This window comes from Hydrogenophaga sp., from assembly GCF_048549895.1.
Taxonomy (GTDB): Bacteria; Pseudomonadota; Gammaproteobacteria; order Burkholderiales; family Burkholderiaceae_C; genus Hydrogenophaga.
This window is the reverse complement of sequence record NZ_JBLYYB010000053.1, coordinates 23990-45847: the sequence shown is the minus strand read 5'-3', so window position 1 is coordinate 45847 and position 21858 is coordinate 23990. Positions and strand designations below refer to the sequence as shown.

General features: G+C 68.4%; 19 protein-coding genes and 1 tRNA gene. 11 read left to right on the top strand and 9 right to left on the bottom strand.

Annotated elements, in window-relative coordinates; all coding sequences use genetic code 11:
* Positions 1-6 precede the first annotated feature (6 nt).
* The 3 genes from ACN4F8_RS05580 to ACN4F8_RS05570 are packed head-to-tail and all read left to right on the top strand — an operon-like array spanning position 7 to position 1915.
* Complete coding sequence (locus ACN4F8_RS05580; protein ID WP_419472637.1) at positions 7-807, top strand: IclR family transcriptional regulator domain-containing protein; 801 nt, start codon at positions 7-9, stop codon at positions 805-807.
* Entirely contained in the window at positions 804-1454 is a 651-nt protein-coding gene (locus ACN4F8_RS05575) for a trimeric intracellular cation channel family protein (RefSeq protein ID WP_419472636.1), read from the top strand. The genes ACN4F8_RS05580 and ACN4F8_RS05575 overlap by 4 nt, the downstream gene beginning before the upstream one ends.
* A 26-nt stretch (positions 1455-1480) precedes the next feature.
* Positions 1481-1915 carry a DUF1841 family protein gene (locus ACN4F8_RS05570; RefSeq protein WP_419472635.1) on the top strand — a complete coding sequence of 145 codons (435 nt, stop codon included), beginning with the start codon at positions 1481-1483 and terminating at the stop codon, positions 1913-1915.
* A gap of 53 nt (positions 1916-1968) precedes the next feature.
* Here the strand turns inward: ACN4F8_RS05570 and ACN4F8_RS05565 are convergent, their stop codons facing one another.
* Entirely contained in the window at positions 1969-2637 is a 669-nt protein-coding gene (locus ACN4F8_RS05565; protein WP_419472634.1) for a c-type cytochrome, read from the bottom strand.
* Between the two features lie 181 nt (positions 2638-2818).
* On the opposite strand from ACN4F8_RS05565, the gene ACN4F8_RS05560 reads away from it, so the two are divergent.
* From ACN4F8_RS05560 to ACN4F8_RS05535, 6 genes are all read left to right on the top strand, one after another.
* The gene (locus tag ACN4F8_RS05560; protein WP_069045400.1) at positions 2819-3661 is read left to right on the top strand and encodes an AAA family ATPase; all 843 of its coding nucleotides are present in this window, start codon (positions 2819-2821) and stop codon (positions 3659-3661) included.
* An 11-nt stretch (positions 3662-3672) separates the two neighbouring features.
* On the top strand, positions 3673-4266 hold the full coding sequence (locus ACN4F8_RS05555; RefSeq protein WP_419472633.1) for a GNAT family N-acetyltransferase: 594 nt from the start codon (positions 3673-3675) through the stop codon (positions 4264-4266).
* A 15-nt stretch (positions 4267-4281) separates the two neighbouring features.
* A complete protein-coding gene (locus ACN4F8_RS05550) occupies positions 4282-5469 on the top strand; it encodes a vWA domain-containing protein (protein WP_419472632.1) in 1188 nt (395 codons plus the stop codon).
* 97 nt (positions 5470-5566) lie between these two features.
* Positions 5567-7522: an autotransporter assembly complex protein TamA gene (locus ACN4F8_RS05545; protein WP_419472631.1), complete on the top strand. Its 1956-nt coding sequence runs from the start codon at positions 5567-5569 to the stop codon at positions 7520-7522.
* Positions 7519-11595, top strand: coding sequence for a translocation/assembly module TamB domain-containing protein (locus tag ACN4F8_RS05540; protein WP_419472630.1), 4077 nt, complete (start codon positions 7519-7521; stop codon positions 11593-11595). The genes ACN4F8_RS05545 and ACN4F8_RS05540 overlap by 4 nt, the downstream gene beginning before the upstream one ends.
* Positions 11596-11714: 119 nt before the next feature.
* Positions 11715-11789 (top strand) — tRNA-Arg (locus ACN4F8_RS05535).
* 27 nt (positions 11790-11816) lie between these two features.
* On the opposite strand, the gene ACN4F8_RS05530 is transcribed toward ACN4F8_RS05535, so the two are convergent.
* The 3 genes from ACN4F8_RS05530 to ACN4F8_RS05520 form a co-directional block, all read right to left on the bottom strand.
* Entirely contained in the window at positions 11817-13070 is a 1254-nt protein-coding gene (locus ACN4F8_RS05530; protein WP_419472629.1) for a nucleoside recognition domain-containing protein, read from the bottom strand.
* An 88-nt stretch (positions 13071-13158) separates the two neighbouring features.
* Positions 13159-13602, bottom strand: a complete 444-nt coding sequence (locus tag ACN4F8_RS05525) for a twin-arginine translocation signal domain-containing protein (RefSeq protein ID WP_419472628.1) — start codon at positions 13600-13602, stop codon at positions 13159-13161.
* Positions 13603-13675: 73 nt separating this feature from the next.
* On the bottom strand, positions 13676-15283 hold the full coding sequence (locus ACN4F8_RS05520; RefSeq protein WP_419472627.1) for an ABC transporter permease: 1608 nt from the start codon (positions 15281-15283) through the stop codon (positions 13676-13678).
* 133 nt (positions 15284-15416) lie between these two features.
* Here ACN4F8_RS05520 and ACN4F8_RS05515 point away from each other — a divergent pair, with 133 nt between their 5' ends.
* Positions 15417-16532 carry an ABC transporter ATP-binding protein gene (locus ACN4F8_RS05515; RefSeq protein WP_419472626.1) on the top strand — a complete coding sequence of 372 codons (1116 nt, stop codon included), beginning with the start codon at positions 15417-15419 and terminating at the stop codon, positions 16530-16532.
* Here the strand turns inward: ACN4F8_RS05515 and ACN4F8_RS05510 are convergent, their stop codons facing one another.
* The 3 genes from ACN4F8_RS05510 to ACN4F8_RS05500 form a co-directional block, all read right to left on the bottom strand.
* Entirely contained in the window at positions 16533-17948 is a 1416-nt protein-coding gene (locus ACN4F8_RS05510) for a PepSY-associated TM helix domain-containing protein (protein WP_419472625.1), read from the bottom strand.
* A gap of 4 nt (positions 17949-17952) precedes the next feature.
* Positions 17953-18438, bottom strand: coding sequence for a copper chaperone PCu(A)C (locus tag ACN4F8_RS05505; protein WP_419472624.1), 486 nt, complete (start codon positions 18436-18438; stop codon positions 17953-17955).
* 117 nt (positions 18439-18555) lie between these two features.
* Positions 18556-18942 carry a DUF2946 family protein gene (locus tag ACN4F8_RS05500; protein ID WP_419472623.1) on the bottom strand — a complete coding sequence of 129 codons (387 nt, stop codon included), beginning with the start codon at positions 18940-18942 and terminating at the stop codon, positions 18556-18558.
* A 102-nt stretch (positions 18943-19044) separates the two neighbouring features.
* Between ACN4F8_RS05500 and ACN4F8_RS05495 the strand changes: the two genes are divergently transcribed.
* The gene (locus ACN4F8_RS05495) at positions 19045-19689 is read left to right on the top strand and encodes a glutathione S-transferase (protein WP_419472622.1); all 645 of its coding nucleotides are present in this window, start codon (positions 19045-19047) and stop codon (positions 19687-19689) included.
* Here ACN4F8_RS05495 and ACN4F8_RS05490 read toward each other — a convergent pair whose 3' ends face one another.
* Together ACN4F8_RS05490 and ACN4F8_RS05485 are read right to left on the bottom strand one after the other, a co-directional pair.
* A complete protein-coding gene (locus ACN4F8_RS05490) occupies positions 19690-20433 on the bottom strand; it encodes a lysophospholipid acyltransferase family protein (RefSeq protein WP_419472621.1) in 744 nt (247 codons plus the stop codon). It abuts the gene before it with no gap.
* Entirely contained in the window at positions 20430-21761 is a 1332-nt protein-coding gene (locus ACN4F8_RS05485) for a dihydroorotase (protein WP_419472620.1), read from the bottom strand. The genes ACN4F8_RS05490 and ACN4F8_RS05485 overlap by 4 nt, the downstream gene beginning before the upstream one ends.
* Positions 21762-21858: the final 97 nt, after the last annotated feature.

The window sequence follows — 21858 nt, the reverse complement described above, 5'->3', positions numbered from 1 at the left end:
CCACCCATGCCCTCCGCCACCACAACCGCCCCACCCCGCCCAGGCGACAGCTACGTGCAGTCGTTCGCGCGCGGGCTTGAAGTCATCCGCAGCTTCAGCGCCCAGGCACCACGCCAGACGCTGAGCGAAGTCGCCGCGCGCAGCGGCCTCACACGCGCCGGAGCCCGCCGCATCCTGCTCACGCTGCAAGCACTGGGCTATGTGGAGAGCGATGGCCGCGACTTCCGCCTCACCGCGCGCATCCTCGACCTGGGCTTCGCCTACCTCTCGTCCATGCCGATCTGGAACCTGGCCGAGCCGGTGGTCGAGGCGCTGGTCGAATCGGTCAAGGAATCGAGTTCGGCCGCCGTGCTGGACGGCACCGACATCGTGTATGTGATGCGCGTGCCCACCCACAAGATCATGAAAAACTCGCTGGGCATCGGCTCGCGCCTGCCGGCTTACTGCACGTCGCTCGGCCGCATGCTGCTCGCGGGCTTGAGCGACGCCGAGGTGCGCGCGCGGCTCGATGCATCCGACCTCCAACCGCTCACCCGCCACACCCTCACCGACCCGGCCACCGTGCTCGCGCGGGTGCAGCAAGCGCGCAAACAAGGCTGGTGCCTGGTGAACCAGGAACTGGAAGAAGGCCTCATTTCACTGGCCGCGCCGCTGCTGGACGCCAGTGGCCGCACCGTGGCCGCGCTCAACCTCAGTGGCCAGGCCAACCGCACCAGCGCGCGGGTTGTGCAAGACACCTTGCTGCCCCCGCTGCTGGACGCCGCCCGCCAGATCTCTGCCTTGCTCGCGGTGAAAGGCAGCGCATGAACCCGGCCCTGAACAACGTGGCGCTGTGGGGCGAAGGCCTGCGCCTGCTGGTGGAGATCAGCGCCACGGCCGCGTTTGCGCTCTCGGGTGTGATGGCGGGCGCGCGCAAGAAGCTCGACGCGGTGGGCGTGTGCGTGGTGGGTTTCCTCGCGGCCTTTGGCGGCGGCACGCTGCGCGATCTGCTGCTGGACCAGCGCCCGTTCTTCTGGGTGCGCCAGGTGGAGCTGCTGTGGGGGGTGTTCGCACTGTGCGTGCTGGCCATGCTGTTCCTGCGCTCGCGCCACTTTGCACTCACCGAGCGCGCCATGCAGTGGCCCGACGCGCTGGGCCTGGGCCTGTTCGCCGCCACGGGCGTGCACCAGGCGCTGCTGCTGGACATGCCCGCGCTGGTGGCCGTGCTCATGGGCTTGATCACCGGCGTGTGCGGCGGCGTGCTGCGCGATGTGGTGTGCAACGAGATCCCCACCGCCTTCCACGACCACCGGCCTTACGCCGTGTGCGCGTTCGCCGGCAGCTGGGTCTACGTGGGCCTGTGGCACCTGCAGGCGCCGGGCTGGCTGGCGCTGCTGGCGTGTGTGGGTGTCACCGCCGGGCTGCGCGGCCTGGCCCTGTGGCGCAACTGGCAACTGCCCGCCTGGCGGCTCTGAACCCTGCGCTGCGGGACAATCGCCCCATGTTCAATCCGACCCAAGCCGACGTGCGCCGCTTCTTCTGCGCGGTGCACGCCAAGACGCTGCAGCAGCAGCCCATGGAAGCCATCGAGATGCTGGCCAGCCAGTGGATCGCCGAGCATCCCGAGTACCACGCCGAGCTGAGCGACGTGGACGCGGCGCTCTCCCGCATCGGCGAACCCGGCACCGAGCAAGACAACCCGTTTCTGCACCTGTCCATGCACCTGTCGATCAGCGAACAGTGCAGCATCGACCAGCCCCCCGGCATCCGGCAGGCGGTGGAACTGCTCACCGCGCGCCGCGACGACCTGCACAGCGCGCACCACGAGGTGATGGAGTGCCTGGGCACCATGCTGTGGGAAAGCCAGCGCGCCGGGCGCCCGCCGGACGGCCAGGCCTACATCGACCAGGTGCGCCGCCGAGCGACACAGGACTGAGCGGACATGAAAAAGCCGCTCGGTGAGCGGCTTTTCTTCGGGGCGGTCGGTGCTTACTTGAAGCGCGGCTGCGAAACCACTTTCATCTCACCGTCCAGCGAACCCAGGTACTTGGCGATTTCGCGCATTTCGGCGGTGGAGTACTGCTTGGCGATGCCGGCCATGATGCCGTTGGAACGACCCACCACCGCGTTGCCTTCAACCGTGTAGGCCTTGAGCGCGAAGAACAAATAGTCAGCGTGCTGGCCGGCCAGCTTGGGGTAGCTCGGGTCGATCGGCTTGCTGAAGTTGGCACCGTGGCAGGACGCGCAGGCGCCTTTTTCAATCAATGCGGCAGCGGTGGTGCTGGCGGTGCGGGGCGCGTCGGGTGCGGTCTTGTCGGCGTGCGAGGCGTAGTAGGCGGCCAGATCGGCCATGTCCTGCTCGCTCAGCGAACCGGCGATGCCGCGCATGGTGGGGTGCTTGCGGTCGCCCTTTTTGTAGGCGTTGAGGGCTGAGACGATGTACGCACCCGACTGGCCCGAGATCATGGGCACCTTGTGGATTTCGGGAAAGCTGTTCTGGTAGCCCGAAATGCCGTGGCAGCCGATGCACATTTCGGCCTTCTTCTGACCGGCCGCCACATCACCGGTGACACCCTGGGCGTGAACCGAAAAAGCGGCTGCGGAAAGCGTCGCAGCGGCGACAAGGGTGCGGGTGATCGTGGACAACAGTGAGGTCATTTTGCAAGCACAATGAATGAGTCAGCGGGGGAAAATCAACCGCTGATTATATAGACCGGTCGAGGCGCCCCTCCCCTCAAAACCCCCGGCGGTGCGGGCCTTGTCAGGCTGCTGCCAGCAGCCAGGGGGCCGGATCACCCAGGATTCCCCCACTTGTTCCACCCTTCCAGCAGAGCATTTCATGAAATTCCAAGGCTCCGAGAACTACGTCGCCACGCAAGACCTGATGCTGGCCGTGAACGCCGCGATCACGCTCAAGCGCCCGCTGCTCGTCAAGGGTGAGCCGGGCACCGGCAAGACCATGCTGGCCGAAGAGGTGTCCACCGCGCTCAAGCTGCCGCTGCTGCAATGGCACATCAAGAGCACCACCAAGGCGCAGCAGGGTCTGTATGAATACGACGCGGTGAGCCGCCTGCGCGACAGCCAGCTGGGTGAAGAGAAGGTCAAGGACATCCACAACTACATCTTGAAGGGTGTGCTGTGGCAGGCCTTCACCGCCGATGAGCCGGTGGCGCTGCTGATCGACGAGATCGACAAGGCCGACATCGAATTCCCGAACGACCTGCTGCGCGAACTCGACCGCATGGAGTTCTATTGCTATGAGACGCGCGAGCTGGTGCGCGCCAAACACCGCCCGCTGGTGTTCATCACCTCCAACAACGAAAAAGAGCTGCCCGATGCGTTTTTGCGCCGCTGCTTCTTCCACTACATCAAGTTCCCCGACGCCGAGACCATGCAGCGCATCGTGGACGTGCACTTCCCCAGCCTCAAGAAGGAACTGCTGGCCGCGGCCATGAAGACCTTCTACGACGTGCGCAACCTGCCCGGCCTGAAGAAAAAGCCCAGCACCTCCGAGCTGCTCGACTGGCTCAAGCTGCTGATGGCCGAAGACATCCCGCTCGAAGCCCTGCAAAGCGCCGACAGCAAGGTCAGCATCCCGCCGCTGGTGGGCGCGTTGCTGAAGAACGAGCAGGACACGACGCTGTTCGAGAAGCTGGTGTTCATGAACCAAAGGAACCGTTGAACGGCTTTGATATGTCATTCGTTCAACCCGTCACCCTGCGCAACAACGGCATCGCCCTGGTCCCGCTGTCGCTGGACCACGAAGATGGCCTGCGCGCAGCGGCGGCCGATGGTGAACTCTGGAAGCTGCGCATCACCTCGGTGCCCGAACCGCACGAGACACGCGGCTACATCGAGACCGCGCTGAAGATGCGCGAAGAGGGCCACCGTTTCGCGTTTGCCGTCACCGTCGAAGCCACAGGCCAGGTGCTGGGCAGCACCAGCTTTCACGACATCCTGCCGGCGGTGAAACGCGTGGAGATCGGCTACACGTGGTACGCCAAAAGCGTGCAGCGCAGCCACGTCAACACCACGTGCAAGCTGCTCATGATGGGTCACGCCTTCAACACCCTGGCCTGCCATGTGGTGGGCTGGCGCACCGACAACTACAACTTCGCGTCGCAACAGGCCATCGAGCGCCTCGGCGCGAAAAAAGACGGCGTCATCCGCGGCCACGCCCTGCGCCGCGACGGCACCATCCGCGACACGGTGATGTACAGCATGCGCGCGGGTGAGTGGCCGGAGGCGAAGGCGCAGCTGCACTATCTGCGGGCCCTTCACGCCTGAAACCAGGAGATCACCATGCTGATCGACTTCTTCTACACCCTGCGTTCGGCCAAGCTGCCGGTCTCCGTCAAGGAGTACCTGATGCTGCTGGAGGCGCTGCAGTCCGATGTGGTCGGGCCGCGCAATCCCGATGCCTGCAGCATGGACGACTTCTACTTCCTGGCGCGCACGGCGCTGGTGAAGGACGAGAAGCACTACGACAAGTTCGACCGCGCCTTCGCTGCCTACTTCAAGGGCGTGGAGATGATCGCGGACTTCACCAAGCCGATTCCGGCCGACTGGTTGCGCCAGGAAATGGAGCGCATCCTGTCCGATGAGCAGAAGGCGAACGCGCCCAAGATGGACTGGGACGAGCTGATGGAGACGCTGCGAAAGCGGCTCGAAGAGCAGAAGGAACGCCACGAGGGCGGCAGCAAGTGGATCGGCACCGGCGGCACCTCGCCGTTTGGCAACAGCGGGCAGAACCCGCAGGGTGTGCGCATAGGCGGCAAGGGCGGCAACAAGAGCGGTGTGAAGGTGTGGGAGCAGCGCGCCTACCGCGACTACGACGACACCCAGGAGCTGGGCACGCGCAACATCAAGGTGGCGCTGCGCCGCCTGCGCAAGTTCGCGCGCGAAGGCAACGAGTTCGAGCTGGACCTGCCCGACACCATCCGCGCGACGGCAGCCAACGCCGGTTACCTGGACATCAAGATGATCCCGGAGCGGCACAACAACGTGAAGGTGCTGCTGCTCATGGACGTGGGCGGCACCATGGACGAACACATCCAGCGGGTGGAGGAGCTGTTCTCGGCGGTCAAAGGCGAGTTCAAGCACCTCGACTTTTATTACTTCCACAACTGCGTGTATGACTTCATGTGGAAGAACAACCGCCGCCGCTACGCCGAGAAATTCCCGACCTGGGACATCATCCGCAAGTACAACAAGGACTACAAACTGATCTTCGTGGGCGACGCCACCATGAGTCCTTACGAAATATTGCAACCTGGCGGCAGCGTGGAATACAACAACGAGGAGGCTGGCGCCGAGTGGCTGCAGCGCCTCACGCACGCTTTTCCCAAGTACGCGTGGATCAATCCGGAACCTCAGGGCGTGTGGCAGTATCGACAGAGCATCAGCGTGGTCCAGCAACTCATGAGCCAGCGCATGTTCCCGCTGACCTTGAAGGGGCTGGAAGACACGATGAGATTGCTCTCCAAATAACGGCATGACCTGTTTTGTTCCGGACTCCGCCCGCTGGGCGGGGTCTTTAGTGCTTTGCGTCGCGCTGTTGTGTCCACCGGCTGCGCTGGCGCAAGCCGTGGAAGCGCCCGTCGCACCGGCGGCCAGCGCCCTGCAGGACGCGGTGGATGCGGCCGATGCCGATGCGCCGGCCCCGCCGACCACCCGCGACCGGACCACTCCCCGCACACCGCGCCCACCGGCGGAGCCGCGTTTCGAGATCGACCTGCAGGCGCCCGACGAGGTGCGTGACTTTCTGCTGCGCCACCTGGAGCTGCAGCGCTTTCGCCTGCTGCGCAACCTCGACGCCAACGAACTCACCCGGCTGCTGGCCGCGGCCCCCGCCAACCTGCGCGAACTGCTGGCCACCCTGGGTTATTTTTCGCCCGTGGTGGACGTGATCGGGCCGCCTGCCCTGCCCGCGGCGGCGGACACGGCCGCAGCCGGCAACGGCTCCAGCAGCCGACCCCTGGGCACCGTGACCATCCGCGTCTCGCCCGGCCCCATCACCCGGGTGGCGTCGGTGAACGTGTCCTTTCTGGGCGACATCGCCACCGCGCCCGAGGCCAGCGAGCAGCGCGACACCATTCAGCGCGAAGTGAGCGTGATGCAGGGCCTGCCGTTTTCGCAGAGCGACTGGGACCGCACCAAGGACGCCGCCCTGCGCGCGCTGATCGCGCGGCGCTACCCCGCCGGCCGGGTGCAGAACAGCCTGGCCGACATCGACGCCGACAACCGCCAGGCCAACCTCTACATCGAGCTCGACTCCGGCCGCGCCTTCCAGATGGGCGAGGTGGTGGTGGAAGGCGCGCAGCGCTACGACAAGGTCACGGTGGAGCGCCTGGTGCGCCTCTCGGGCGTGGTGCCCGGCAGCGACTACGACCTGGCCCAGCTGCAAGCGGCGCAACAGCGCCTGATCGAAAGCGGCTACTACGACTCGGCCTTCGTGTTCGTGGAGCCCAGCATGGACGGCGAGTCCCTGCCGGTGAAGGTGCAGCTGCGCGAAAGCCTGCGCCAGAAACTGGTGCTCGGTGTGGGTGGCAGCACCGACAGCGGCGCGCGCCTGTCGATCGAACACACGCACCACAGCGTGCCCGGCATCAACTGGCGCGCCGTGAGCGTGCTCAAGGTGGAGCGCGTGGACCAGCTCGCCAGCACCGACTGGAGTTCACCGCCCAGCAACGACGGCTGGCGCTGGATCGCGGGGGGGCGCCTGCTGCAAGAGCAGGACGACTTCAACATCACCACCAGCCAGCGGCTGCGCGCGGGCCAGTCGCAAGACGGCATCGAGTACGACCGCAGCTTCTACCTGCAGTACGACCGCGCCAGTGTCTTCAACGAAGCCACGCAGACCCTGCGCACGGCCGAGGCCAATTCGTCGATCACCGCCAACTACGCCTGGACGCGCCGCCGCTTTGACGACCCGATCTCGCCCAACTCGGGCCACGGCCTGGCGGTGGAGCTGGGCGTGGGCTACACACTGGGCACCACCCGACAGCCCTTCACGCGCACGCAGGCGCGCTGGCTGGGTTACTGGCCGCTGGGCGACCGCTCACCACCGCCCGAGGCCAAGCCGGGCGAAGCGCGCGAGCTGAAGGTGCTGAACAACCGCACCAACCAGGGCCGCCTGGCGCTGCGTGTGGAAGGTGGTGCGGTGGTGGCACGGCGCGATGCGGCCATCCCCGACACCCAGCTGTTCCTCACCGGCGGCGACGCCACCGTGCGCGGCTACGGCCTGCGCGACATCGGCGTGCGCCAGGCGGACGGCAGCGTGCTGCCCGGTCGTTACAAAGGCGTGGTCAGCCTGGAATGGCAGCGGCCGATCTTCAACGCCAACGGCCGCTCGCCGGTGGAGAGCGTGCTGTTCATCGACGGCGGCGCGGTGGCCAACCGCGCGGGCGACCTCAAGCCGCTGTGGGGCGTGGGCACCGGCGTGCGCTACAACAGCCCGGTGGGCCCGCTGCAGCTCGATCTGGCCTACGGCCTGGAGACCAAACGCTTGCGGCTGCACCTCAACGTGGGCTTCGCGTTTTGAGCGAATCACCCGATCCCAAAGCAACCCGGCGGCGCGCACTCGGCGGCATCGGCTGGTTCGCCCTCTGGCTGCCCGGCGCCCTGCTCGGCCTGGTGCTGGCGGGCGCCATCGCCCTCTGGGTGTGGGCCGGCACCGCAGGCTCGCTCGCGCAGGCCATCGGCTGGGGACAGTCCTACATGGCCGACCAGGGCCCCAGCGCGGGCACGCTGAGCGTGGCCGAGGTGCAGGGCAGCCTGCGCAACGGCGGCGAAATCGGGCGGCTGCAGTGGCAGCGCGACGAACTGATCGTGCAGGCCACGAGCGTGCGCATTGCGCTGGACAACCGCTTCTGGCTCGACGCCCTGCTCGCGCGCGGCCTGCGCCTATCGCAGTTCGACATTGGTCGCCTGCAGATCACCGACCGCCGCCCGTCCACCCCGGTGGAGCCGCTGCAGCCCATCACCCTGCCCATGGCCATCACGCTGCACTGGTCGGTGGGTGAACTGGTGCTTGACGGCAAACAGGAACTCTCGCTGAGCACCCTCAAAGGCCAGTACCGCTACCGGCCGGCCGACAGCCTGTGGAACCTCGGCGTGGCCGATGCGCACCAGCTCGATCTGGAGAACCTGCGCGTGGCCGGCGGGCTGTACCAGATCCAGGCCGTGCTGGGCGCGCAGGCCCCGATGCCGCTGCGGGTGGACGCGCAGGGCGAGGTGAGGGCCACCGTGCCCGGCGGCGAGGACCTGGTGCTCAAGGCCATTGCCAAAGTGACGGGCCAGCTGGCCGAGTCCGACGCGGCGCTGGACGCCACGGCCAACATCACCACCAGCACATCGGACACGCCGGTGCTCGACGCCTCCGCGCGCATCCGCCCTTGGAAGACCCAGCCGATCGAGGCGGCCAACGCGCGCATGAACCGGCTCAACCTCGCCGCGCTCTGGCCCCAAGCCCCGGTGACCGAACTCAGCGGCACGGTGGTGGCGCAGCCCGAGGGGGACGCCTGGCGCGCCCAGGTGCGCCTGACCAACACCGTGCCCGGCCCCGCCGACCAACAACGCCTGCCGCTGCAAAGCCTGCAGGCCGATCTGGAGCAGCGCGGTGCGCGCTGGACGCTCTCGAACCTGGACGCCCAGCTCGGCGGCGGCCGTGTGGTGGGCCAGGGCTGGCGCGAACCGGCGGCTTCGCCCCTGGGCGACTTTCAAGGCGAGCTCAAGGCCAGCCGCATCAACCCCGCCACGCTCTGGAGCAGCATCGCGCCGGCCGCGCTCGACGGCAGCTTCTCCGCCCGCGCGGTGAACGCCGAATCGGCCAACCCCGCGATCGACCTCAACGCGGTGGTCAAGCCCTCGGGCACCCAGCCCAAGGCCGGGCAGCTCGCCGGCGTGCGCCTGCGCGACCTGAACCTGCAGGGCCGCTGGACGCCCCAGCCCGACAACGCCGCGCTCGGCGTGCTCGACCTGCGCACGCTCAGCGCCGGTCTGGCAGACGCCACGCTGGACGGCCAGGGCCAGCTTGATGTGGGCGCGCGCAGCTTTGACGGGCGCCTCGCGCTCAAACTGCCCGGCGCCCAAGGCGACTGGCAAGGCCGTGTGGCACACGCCCAGGGTAAGGGCGAATTCAACCTGGCGCTGGACGACGCATCGCGGGTGCTCGCTTGGGTGAAGAGTCTGCAGACGCTTCCCGTGCTGGGCCCGCTGCTGCGCGCGCAGCTCGACGCGCAACCCGGTCTGCAAGTGGAGGGAAGCGCCCGCCTGGGTGCAACCTGGGACGGTGGCCTGGGCGTGCTCGGTTACCCCGCGCCCGTGGCGGGCGCCGGCACCGCAGCGCCGCCACGTGTGCAGGCCCGTGTGCAAGCGCCGAAGCTGACCATCACCCGCGGCACCGCAGCGCGCGCCGCCGACCCGGCCACCGGCACCGCCGCGGTGGTGGGCACGCTGCAAACGCTGACCCTGGCCAACCTGAACCTGCAGGCCAGCGGCCAGCCGCACCAGCTCGACATCACCGCCACCGGCCAGGCCGAGCAAGGCCCGTGGCGCGGCACGCTGGACACCCAGGGCCGGCTGCAACTGGGCAGCGCGCAACGGCCCGACTTTGACAGCGGGCGCCTCGACCTCAGCCGCCTGCAACTGCGCGCCACCGACAGCGCGCGCAAGGACCGCGTGGTGGACTGGACGCTGCAGAGCGTTGCCGCGCTAGGCCTGCGTTGGCAGGACGCGCGCTCCGCCATCAACCTCCAGGCCGACGCCGGCCAGCTGCGCCTGCAACCCAGCTTCAGCAACCGCGCAGCCGCCGTGGTCACCAGCCCCATGACCCTGGCCTGGGACCAGCTCAGCTGGCAACGAGGTGCGCTGGCGACACGCGGCCAGCTCACCGGCCTGCCGCTCTCGTGGGTGGACGCCTTCACCACCGCCGAGGGCGCAAAAACCGGTCCGCTGAGCCAGGCCGGCCTGGGCGGCGACGTGGTGTTCGACGGCAGTTGGGACTTCCTGTTGCCCGCGGACGCCGCCACGCCGCCGCGCCTGAGCGCGCTGCTCCAGCGCCGCAGCGGCGACCTGTCGGTGCAGACCGATGGGGCGTTCGATGAAAACACCACCTCCACCCAGCGCCTGCAGACCGGCATCAAGGACGCGCGTCTGAACGTGACCACCCAGGGCGCCAACGTGCAGGCCAGCCTGCGCTGGGACACCGAGCGCCTGGGCCAGGCCAGCGCCGAACTCGGCACCACGCTGAGCCCGCCCGGTGGCGAGCAGACCGCCTGGCACTGGGCGCCCGACGCACCGCTGCGCGGCACCCTCACGGCCAACCTGCCGCAGGTGGGGGTGTGGTCCGCGCTGGCGCCACCCGGCTGGCGCGTGCGCGGCACGCTGGCCGCCAGCGCCACGCTCAGCGGCACGCGCGCCAACCCGCTGTGGAACGGCACGCTGCAGGCCGACCAGCTCGCGCTGCGCTCCATCGTCAACGGCATCTCGTTCTCGCGCGGCGAACTGCGCGCCACACTGGCCGGCGAGCGCATCACCATCGACCGTTTCTACCTGCAGGGCCGTGGCGGTGTGGAGGTGGGCGGCACGCTGCTGGCCAGCGGCACCACCGAGTTCCGCCGCGTCACGGTGGACGGCGTGAGCCAGCGCCAGCCCTACATCAACCTGCAGGCCACGGCCACCAAACTGCGCGTGTCATCGCGCGCCGACCGGCGCCTCACACTGTCTGGTCAATTGCAGGCCGAGCTGGTGGGCACGGCGCTGCAGATTCGCGGCGGCCTGCGGGCCGACTCCGCGCTCTTCGTGCTGCCCGACGAATCCACCCCCAGCCTGGGTGCCGACGTGGTGGTGCGTGGCACCGAGACCGCGCTGGTGGCGCCGGGCGCGTTTCGCGTGCGGCCCGACGTGTTGATCGACATCGACCTGGGCGACGACTTCCAGGTGAGTGGCCAGGGCCTGCAGACGCGGCTGGCCGGCCAGATCAATGTGCGCAGCACACCCGAGCTGCCCACGCCGCGCGTGCTGGGTGACGTGCGCACCGAACGCGGCTCCTACCGCGCCTACGGCCAGCAACTCACCATTGAAAACGGCGTGCTGCGTTTCACCGGGCCGTACGACAACCCCACGCTGGACATCACCGCCGTGCGCCCCAACAGCAGCCAGCGCGTGGGCGTGCAGATCAGCGGCACGGCGCAAGTTCCTCGCGTGCGCCTGTTCTCCGACCCCGAGTTGCCCGACAGCGAAAAACTCGCCTGGCTGGTGCTCGGCCGCCCGGCCAGCGGCGCGGGGGCCGAAGCCGCCGTGTTGCAGCAGGCCGCACTCGCTCTGCTCGCGGGCCGCGACGGTCGGCTGGATGGCGGCCTGGCGGGTGCACTCGGCCTGGACGAACTCTCGATCGCCGGCAGCGGCACCAACGCCGACGGCTCGGCCGCGTCGGCCGCGCTCACGCTGGGCAAGCGCCTGTCCAACAACCTCTACCTCAGCTACGAGCGCAGCCTGGCCGGGGCGTTGGGCACGGTGAGCATCTTCTACGACGTGTCGCGCCGACTCACGGTGCGGGCGCGTGCCGGTGAAGAGAACGCGCTGGACCTGATCTTCACCGTGAAATACGACTGACCCCCGCGCCGCACCTGCAGCGCGTCACCCCCTTCCAGGGGGCAACACCTGCGGCCTGGCAAAGCCAGTTCCGCGGCGCTCTGGATGCGGGTGCCCCCGTACAATGCGCACTCGCTTGCGCGGCCATAGTTCAATGGATAGAACGGGCCCCTCCTAAGGGCCAGATAGGGGTTCGATTCCCTTTGGCCGCACCACGCAACAAGCAGCTCCGTTGACCCGCTTCAGCGCAGCATGGCGTAGCCCACACCGATCGCCGCCGCCAAACCCACCGCATCCGCAAACAGCGCACAGGCGAGTGCGTGCCGCGCATGCTGAATGCCCACGCTGCCGAAGTACACCGCGAGCACATAGAACGTGGTTTCGGTCGAGCCCTGCACGATGGCCGCCAGGCGCCCGGCGAACGAGTCCACGCCGTGCGTCTGCATCACGTCGATCATCAAGCCTCGCGCACCCGCGCCCGAGAGCACCTTCATCAGGCCCACCGGCAGAGCCGGGAGAAAGTCGGTGTCCCAGCCCATCGCCGCCACACCCGCCCCGATGCCCGAGAGCAGGAAGTCCATGCACCCGGCGGCGCGAAACACGCCGATGGCGATCAGGATGGCGATGAGGTAGGGCACGATCTGGATCGCCACGCCGAAACCTTCCTTCGCACCTTCGATGAAGGCGTCGTACACGTTGATGCGCTTGAAGGCGCCCGCCAACACGAACAGCATCACCACGCTCAGGATCACCCCCGCACCGGTGGTGCCTGCCACGCGCGCGGCCTGCTCGGCGGGCAGGCGGGCCAGCGCGGTCACGGCCATCGCCAGCAGACCCGCCACCGCCACCACGGGCAACAGAAACCGCGCCCGCCACAACGGCAGCCGCTGGCACACCGCGACCGCCAGCACACCGGCCAGCAGCGAGATGAAAGTGACCAGCAGCGTGGGCAGGAAGATGTCGGCCGCGTTGAAATCGGCACCCAGCCCCTGCTTGAGCGCGATGCTCTGGCGGATGGCGATGACCGAGGTGGGGATCAGCGTGAGGCCTGCGGTGTTCATGACCACGAACATGATCTGCGCGTTGCTGGCGGTACCGAGCGTCTCGACGTTGAGCGTCTGCAGCTCGCGCATGGCCTTGAGGCCCAGCGGCGTGGCGGCGTTGTCCAGGCCCAGCAGGTTGGCCGACATGTTCATGGTCATGGCGCCCTGCGCCGGGTGGCCTTGCGGCACGGCGGGAAACAGGCGGCGCAGCAGCGGTCCGGTCAGTCGCGCGAGCAGTTCGATCATGCCGGCGCGCTCGCCCACGCGCATGAGCCCCAGCCACAGCGCCATCACCCCGGCGAGACCCAGCGAGATCTCGAAGCCCGAGCGCGCGCCGTCGAACATGGCCATCATGAGCGCCTGCAGGATGCCGTGCTCGCCGAGCAACCAGCGCACCACGGCGGTGGCGAATGCCACGGTGAAGAAACCGACCCAGACCCAGTTGAGCGCCATGGACAGCGATGGTAGTCGGTGAGCGCTCGCCGCATTGACGCTGCACGCCTGTCGAAACGACGACGTGGGCCAAGGGCGATGGATCACCTCAGAGCTGTCCTTCGCTCAGCGTGTCGAGCTGGAAGCGCCCGCTGCGGTCCCACAGCCAGGTGTCCACGTACTGCACCCGCCCGAAGCCGGGCGGTGAGGGAAACGGCGCGGCGGCGCGCACCAGGCGTTCGATTTCGGCCATGACCTCGGGTGCGTGGCTGGGACCACGCAGCCAGCGTGTGGCGCCCACGCGCCCGCCCTGGCTCAGCTCGACCTCGAACACGCCGATGGCGTACAGCATGGGCGGCAGTTTCCCGCGGTAAATGCGGTCGGCGTATTTGCGGTAGAGGTGGGTGGCGGCTTCGCGGCGGTAGGCCGCGCTGGCGGGGGCCTGGCCGGGCAACGGTGCGCGGGTGCCGCAGCCGGCGGCCAGCGCCGTTGCGCCGGTGGCAGCGGCCAGTGCCATGAACCGGCGGCGGTCTTCTTGAGATTTGTTGAGCATGTGGGCAGGCCTTCGAATGAAAAAACCATTGGACCAGCGCACACGCACCGGCACAACAGGCCGCAACACACGTTTACCGCTGTCGCAAGGTGCGGCTCAGCAGCATCACCGGCACCAGGCCCACCAGCACCAGCGTGAGCGCGGGCAGCGCCGCTTCGCCCAGGCGTTCGTCGCGCGCGAGCTGGTAGGTGACCACAGCCAGGGTGTCGCTGTTGAAAGGGCGCAGCACCAGGGTGGCGGGCAGCTCCTTCATCACGTCCACAAACACCAGCAGCGCGGCGGCGGCGGTGGAGCGTTTGAGCAGCGGCCAGTGCACGCGCGCGGCCAGGCCCAGGCCGGTGGTGCCGAGCATGCGTGCCGAATCGTCGAGGCTGGCCGGAATGCGCGCATAACCGCTTTGCATGGACTGCAAGGCCACCGCAGTGAAGCGCACCATGTAGGCCCACACGATGCCCAGCGCCGTGGCCGTGACAAAGTAGCCCACGCTGGTGTCGGGCTTGATGGCCTGCAACCAGCCCACCGGCAGCAGCAGGCCCACCACGATGACGGCGCCCGGTACGGCGTAGCCCAGACTGGCAAGCTGCACCACACCGCGCGTGACCTTGCCCGGGCGCACCCGCAGGGCAAACGCGAGCGCCAGCGCAATGGCGGTGGCCAGCGCCGCCGACAGCCCGGCGAGCCACACGCTGTTGCGCGACCACTGCACGAAGGACGTCCAGGGCAGTTCTTCCCAGCCGCCAATGAGCGGGCGCAGCATGAACAGCACCGGCAACACAAAACCAAACGCGATGGGCAGGGCACACAGCGCCACCGCCAGCGCCGCACGCCCCCCGCGCAGCTGCGCGGGCTGGGCCTCAAAGCTGCCGGCGCGCAGGCCGCGCAGGGTGGAAAAGCGCATGCGGTGCTGCGCGCGGTGTTCGAGCCACAGCAGCAACGCCACCACCGCCAGCAGCATGGTGGCAAGCTGCGCGGCAGCAGAGCGGTTGTCCATGGCCAGCCAGGCTTTGTAGATGCCGGCAGTGAAGGTCTGCACGCCGAAGTAGCTCACCACGCCGAAGTCGGCCAGGGTCTCCATGAGCGCCAGCGCCACGCCCGCGGCCACGGCGGGGCGGGCCAGCGGCAAGGCCACCTCGCGGATGCGCCGCGCCAGCGGCGCGCCCAGCAGGCGCGCAGCTTCCATCAGCTGCGAGGCGCGCTCGGCCAGCGCCGTGCGCGCCAGCAAGTACACATAGGGATAGAGCGAAAACGTGAACACCCAGACCGCGCCCGGCGTGTTGCGGATCTCGGGGAACACGCGGCCACTCAGGCCAAAGCTCTCGCGCATCCACACCTGCAGCGGGCCGCTGAACTGCAAAAAGTCGGTGTAGGCGTAGGCCACCACATACGCGGGCATGGCCAGGGGCAACAGCAGCGCCCATTCAAAGAAGCGCCGGCCAGGAAACTCGAACAGCGTCACCGCGCTAGCCGTGAGCATGCCCACCACCGCCACGCCCATGGCCACCGACACACACAGCAGCACGGTGGTGAGCGCGTACTCGGGCAACACGGTCTGCGCCATCTGGCCCAGCACATCGCGCGCCGCAGCGTCGAACTGGAACCACGAGCCGCCCAGCGAAAGCACGGGCAGCGTGAGCAGGCACGCGAGCAGGATCAACGGGGCGAAGGCCAACCAGCGCAGCATGGAGTGAGGGATTGGGGGACGAGGAGACAGAGGGCTGGGCCCGATGATGGCACGCAGGCCCGCCGCGTTCCGCGAGGGGCTTTTGATGCACATCAATGCAAATGAGAATTGTAGTTATCTACAATGCCCCTCCATGTTCCTGAACGTCTCCCAACTCAGCGTGCGCTACCCCGGCCAGCCCCAGGCGGCGGTGGACGGTGTCACGCTCGGGCTGCGCGCGGGCGACATCGGTGTGCTCATCGGCCCCTCGGGCTGCGGCAAGACCACGCTGCTGCGCGCAGTGGCGGGCCTGGAGCGCGCCAGCGGTGGCAGCATCACGCTCGAAGGCGAGAAGGTCAGCGACGGCGCGCACCACATGCCGGCCGAGCAGCGCCGCATCGGCATGGTGTTCCAGGACTACGCCCTCTTCCCGCACCTCGATGTGGGCAAGAACATCGCCTTCGGCATCGACCGCCTGCCGCGAGCCGAGCGCGATTCGCGCGTGGCCGAGGTGCTCAAACTCGTGGGCCTGGACGGCATGCAGAAGCGGTTTCCGCACGAGCTCTCGGGCGGGCAGCAGCAGCGCGTGGCGCTGGCGCGTGCGCTGGCGCCGCGCCCGCGCCTGCTGCTGCTCGACGAACCTTTTTCCAACCTCGACGTGGACCTGCGCGAACGCCTGGCGCACGAGGTGCGCGGCATCCTCAAGGCTGCCGGGGCCACGGCGCTGTTCGTCACACACGACCAGCTGGAGGCCTTTGCCATCGGCGATGTGATCGGTGTGATGCACGAAGGCCACCTGCACCAGTGGGAAGACGCCTACGCGCTCTACCACCGCCCGGCCACGCGCTTCGTGGCCGAGTTCATCGGCCACGGTGTGTTCGCGCCGGCGCAGATCAGCCAGGTGGGCAACGAGGTGTCGGTGCACACCCCGCTGGGTGCGCTGCAAGATGTGGACGAATGCCCGCTGCCCACGGCCTATACCTCGGGCCTGTGCGACGTGCTGCTGCGCGCCGACGACATCGTGCACGACGACGATGCGCCGGTGAAGGCGCAGATTTTGCGCAAGGCGTTTCGCGGTTCTGAATTTCTCTACACGCTGCGCCTGGCCAGCGGCGAGGTGCTGATGACGCATGTGCCCTCGCACCACAACCATGCGGTCGGCGAATGGATCGGCATCCGCGCCGAGGTGGACCACGTGGTCACCTTCGAACGCGGCTCGGGCGCTTCGAGCCCGCCAGCGCCGGGTGTGGCGCGGGCGCAGGCGGTCTGATCAATTCAGCCTGTTCTTGAGCGCGGGCAGGCGTGAGATCACCAGCCAGTCCAGCAACAGCACCGCGAGCAACACCGCACCGCTGAGCGGAAACGCCAGCGCCACGACACACATCAACACCACGCCGGTTCTCCACAGCGGCAGATCGCGCGGCACAGGGGGCGCCACCAGGCGCCAGTTGCGAGCCGGACGGCGCTTGAACCACACCACAACGCCGCTGACGCACAAGAACACGGTGGCTGCGCAGAACAGCAAATTCAGCACGGCGTTCCACAGCCCCAGGTCCCCCTGGTGCAGCGCGATGCCCACCGCCATGCCTTTGGCCACCGGCGAATAGTCGGCAAAGGCGGCCTCGGCGATCACGCGGCCGGAGTACTGGTCCACGTGCACCGTGCGGTCCTGCGTGGGGTTCTTCAGGTCGCCGCTCATGGTGTCGGCCGACACAGTGAACACACCGGTGGCGTCCTTGGGCAGGTGGATGTGGTGCTGGCCACTGAAGCCCAGCTGCTTCGCGAGCGCGGCCACGGCGTCCAGGTTCACCGGCTGGCCAGCGGGCACGCCCACCATCCCGGCGCTTGAGCCCGAGGCCGGCAACGGCGTCTGCTCCAGACCCCAGGGCACTTCTTTCTTGCCGGTGTTCAGCGTGGCATGCGCCGCATCCGACAGCGGCACCGCGTCCCACTTGGCGGCTGGAAATGTGCCCCAGGGCTGTGCGAACTGCGCGCCCCACACGCCCGTCCACGACAGGCCGGTGAGCAGGAACACGAACAGCACCGCGCTGATCCAGAAGCCCACGCTGGCGTGCAGCGAACGCCACCACAAACGGCCCTGGAGCCGCAGGTCGGGCACCAGCACCTGCGCCCAGCGGGTACCACCGCGTGGCCACCACAAATACAGGCCGGTGACGATCATCACGATGCCCAGACCCGCCGCCACCTCGATCAAGCGGTCGCCCACATCGCCGATGAGCAGCGTGCCGTGGATGCGTTCGGCCCAGGCGAACACGGTGTCCTGCTTGTCCACCAGGTGCAGCACCTGCGCGGTGTGCGGGTCCACCGCCACCGCTTCGGTGAGGCCGTCGCGTTCGACCACGAACCAGCTGGCCTCGTCGGGCGCGCGCGGTGCGATGTATTCGACCAGCTGGCCTCCTGCGCGCAGATCAAGCACCGCCTGCGACTGCGCGCTGACGGGCTGCACGGCGACCTGTTGTGCCACGTGCACGGTGAAGCCGAGCCGGGTCTGGAAACCGGTGAAAAACACCATGACGGCACCCGTGAGCGCCAGCATGATCAGAAAGGGCACGACGTAGAGTCCGGCATAAAAATGCCAGCGCCACGCCACGGCGTGAAAGTCAGGATGCCGGGACGGCCTTGTCCCCGCGTCCGCCGGGGACGCGCGTTCAGCGGTGCGGCTCATGGCCTCAGTGCTTGTGTTGGCCGTGGGACGCCGCAGCGGGCGCGGCGGCAGCGGCGTTGCCCAGCGGGCGCGCTGTGGCTTTCACCTCCAGCGTCGAGCGCAGGCCGTCCTTGCTCTCCAGCACCAGGGTCACGGGCACCACATCGCCCGCCTTCACCGGGCCCTTGAGGTCCATCATCATCACGTGGTAACCCCCGGGCTTGAGTTCCACCGTCTTGCCGGCTGGCAAGCTCAGCGCGGGCACGGCGCGCATCTTCATCACGTCCTTGTCCAGGGCCATTTCGTGGATCTCGACCACGCCGGCGATGGGCGAACTGACCTGCACCACGCGGGTGTCGGCCTGAGCGGTGAGCTGCATGAAGGCGCCGGTGGATGTTTGTTGCGCCACGGTGGCACGCACCCAGGCGTCCTTGACTTCCACCTTGGCGGGCGCTTGGGCCCAGGCGCTGGCGGTGAGCGACAGCAGGGTGGCGATGATGATTTTTTTCATGAGGGAATCCAGAACATTTGAAACAGGTCTGACGGGCGCGCGGCATGCAGCGCAAACACCGGGTCAGACACAAAAAAAGCAGCACCGCGCGCAGCGCGGTGCCAGTCCACAGCAGGCTCAGGCGGCCGGCGGGGCGCGCGACTGCGCCGAAGACCACACCGCCGCCGGGCGGGCCGAGGTGAACGCTGCGATGGGCACGGAGCCCTGGGCGCTGACGGCAGCGACCAGCGCAGGCTCGGGCGGCAGACCGGCCGCGCCCTGCATCGGGCACCACGGGCAGTGGGCGGAGGCGTCCGCCATGCCGCTCGGCTGGCCGGTGGGCGACTCTGCCCCGCCGTCGACCCGCATCCAGAGCACGCCACTGGCGCTGCACACCTCCACCCAGCCCTGGCGGCTTGAGGCGGACACCGCAGCCTGCGCCAGCGTGGGCACCAGCGCACCCCACAGCACGGCCAGCAAGGCCAGCCAGGCGGCAAAACGACGGTGACAGGAGGGTGCAAACATGGGGTGCGAGTTTATCAGCGGGGTCAAATGCGAGACCCATCGCGGCGACACGTCCCCACTAACATCACGCCACCCAACACCACCCACCCCAAGGAGACAGACATGCTCACACTCTGCGGCTTTGCGGCCAGCAACTACTACAACAAGGTCAAGCTCGCGCTGCTGGAAAAAGGCGTGGCGTTTGACGAAGAACTGGCCTGGCTCGGCCAGACCGACCGGGTCGCCAGCCCGCTGGGCAAGGTGCCCTATCTCAAGACCGATGCCGGTTCGTTGTCCGAGTCCACCGTGATCCTCGAATACATCGAAGACGCCTACCCCGCCCACCCGCTCATGCCCGCCGACGCCTTTGGCAAAGCCAAGGTGCGCGAGATCCTGCGTTACCTCGAACTGCACCTGGAGCTGGTGGCGCGCAACCTGTACGGCGAAGCCTTCTTTGGCGGCAAGGTGAGCGACGCAGCCAAGGAAAAAACCGGCGAGCAACTCACCAAAAACGTGGCGGCTTTTGCGCAACTGGCGAAGTTTTCACCCTTCATCGCATGCGACACCTTCACCCTGGCCGACTGCGCCGCCGCGGTGCACCTGCCGCTGGTGAGCAGCGCCACCAAGATCATTTACGGCCGCGACTTTTTGGCCGAACTGCCGGTGGGTGAGTACCTGAAGCGCCTGGGCGAGCGGGCCACCGTGCAGAAGGTGAACGCCGAGCGCAAGGCGAACACCGCCTTGATGATGCAGCGCGCCAAGGGCTGATCAGTCGGGCATGCCGCGCAGCCGATCGACCTCGGTGCGCAAGTCCTGCGACCATGTCCGGCGGTCGCGGCCGCCAGGCGGCTGGGCTTCACCGTAGCGCACCTTCGCCTGCACGCCGTCGGCGCACAGCGTGGTCCAGATCGAAGCCACCAGCGTGGTGTCGCCGATGAACATGGGCGCGTCGTGCCGACCGCCGCGAACGCTGTCGACAAAACCCAGCGCCAGCGGCAGCACCGGCGCATTGGCCGTGATGGCGGCCTGCAGCAGGTTGGCGTGGAACGGCAGCAGCGTGCGGCCATCGCTGGTGGTGCCTTCGGGGAACACGGTGAGCACGTCGCCCGCGCGCAGGCGTTCGACCATGTGGTGCACCACGCGCATGGCGTCGCGCCGGCTTTCGCGTTCGATGTAGAGCGTGCCCGCGCCGGTGATGAGCGAGCCCAGCAGCGGCCAGCTTTTCACGTCGGCCTTGGAAACAAACCGGCTGGGGTGGGCGGCGTTGAGCACCAGGATGTCGAGCCACGAGATGTGGTTGCTCACCATGAGCAGCGGGCCGTGCGCGGGCACCTCGCCCTGCACCACCAGTTCAACACCCAGGATGGTCAACATCTGGCGCGACCACTCGCGCACCAGCAGCTGGGTTTGCGGCGGGGTGAGCCGGCCGAATTCGCTGCGGATGATCCACAGGCCGCGCACCACGTGGCCGATGGCACGCAGGGCGCGCCAGGCGGCGCGCAGCTGTTTCACGCGAGCGCGTCCGACAGCTGGTGCGCGACCTGCCCGCCCACCAGCGTGGCGCGCACGCGCGCGGGCAGCTCGTGCCCACCAAACGGCGTGTGTTTGCCCTGGCTGCGCAGCGCATCGGCCTGCACTGTCCAGTTCGCGTTGGGGTCGAAGATGCAGAGGTCGGCCACGCCACCCACCGCGATGCGGCCCACACTCGCCTGCAGCGTGCCCAGGCTCGCACCCAGCACCGATTGAGGACCGCTGGTGAGCACGGCCAGCGCCTGCATCAGGCCCAGGCCGTCTTGCTGTGCCCAGGTGCAGGCCAGGCCCAGCAGCAGCTCAACGGCGGTGGCACCCGGTTCGGCCTCGGCGAACGGCAGCGTCTTGGCGTCGCTGTCCACCGGGTTGTGGTCGGACACCAGCGCGTCCACCGTGCCATCGGCCAGGCCGGCGCGCAGCGCGTCGCGGTCGCGCTGCTGGCGCACGGGCGGTTGCAGGCGCAGACGGCTGTCGTAGTAACCGATGTCGATGTCGGTCAGGTGCAGGTTGTGCACGCTCACGTCACACGTGACCGGCAGGCCCTCGGCCTTGGCCTGGCGCACCAGCGCGAGGCCGGCCGCGCTGCTGATGCGGCACAGGTGCACGCGCGCGTTGGCGCTGCCGGGCGTCTTGCCCTGCGTGGCGCGCATGAGTTCAAACAGCGTGTGCAGCGCGATGGTTTCGGCCGCTGCGGGAATGCCCGCGAGACCCAGGCGCGTGGCCAGCGGGCCGCTGGCCGCCACGCCCTTGCCGAGCCAGAAGTCTTGCGGGCGCAGCCACACGGTGTAGCCGAACGTGGCGGCGTACTGCAGCGCGCGCTGCAGCACCTGCACGTTGACGATGGGCACCTCGGCCTGGCCGAAGCCGATGCAGCCGGACTCGGTGAGTTCGGCCATTTCGGTCAGCACCTCGCCCTGCAGGCCGCGCGTGAGAGCGCCCAGCGGAAACACGCGCGCGAGGTGCAGCTTTTCGGCGCGGAACTTGAGCATGTCCACCAGGCCGGGTTCGTCGAGCACCGGGTCGGTGTCCGGCGGGCAGACCAGCGAGGTCACGCCACCGGCCACGGCCGCGGCCATTTCGCTCTCCAGCATGCCGGCGTGTTCCTGGCCAGGTTCGCGCAGGCGAACGGCGAGGTCCACCAAGCCAGGGGCGACCACGCAACCGGTGGCGTCGATGGTGCGCGCGGCGTGGAAGTCGGGCGCCACGTTGCCGATGGCGATGATGCGGCCCGCGGCTACCGCCACGTCGGCGATCTCGTCGCGGCCGGTGGCCGGGTCCATGACGCGGCCGTTCTGGATCAATATCTTCACGTTAGGTCCTCATAGGTTTCGCCGCCGGGCCGCCCCAAGGCGAAACGCGCCCCCTCGGGGGGCAGCGACCCGCGAAGCGGCGGAGCGTGGGGGCCAC